This window comes from Salmonella sp. SAL4457, from assembly GCF_046548235.1.
Lineage (GTDB): Bacteria > Pseudomonadota > Gammaproteobacteria > Enterobacterales > Enterobacteriaceae > Salmonella > Salmonella enterica.
In genome coordinates, this window is record NZ_JBGDZO010000969.1 from 1 (window position 1) to 251 (window position 251).

The 251-nt window shown below is 70.1% G+C and carries 1 protein-coding gene; it reads right to left on the minus strand.

Annotated elements, in window-relative coordinates:
* Window positions 1-251, minus strand: a 251-nt coding sequence (locus ACLJNW_RS27080) for an MFS transporter (RefSeq protein ID WP_410961641.1), incomplete at both ends; no start/stop codon positions are given.

The following is a 251-nucleotide window of genomic DNA, read 5'->3' on the forward strand; positions in this document are numbered from 1 at the left end:
GGGCGAAGGTGATCGACAGGTGGCTGGCGACCAGACCCCACAGGGCGCCGCCGGCGGCCATGCTGCCGAAGAACACCAGGATATAGACCGCCAGCGCGCGGGCGCGGACCCAGGCCGGTACGGAGGTCTGCGCGGCGACCTGCAGGCTGGAGAGCACGGCGATCCATGCCGCGCCGCTGAGCAGCATCACCGGCACCAGCAAATAGAGGTTGCGCAGCAGCGCCAGGGCCACCAGCACCAGTGCGTAGAGC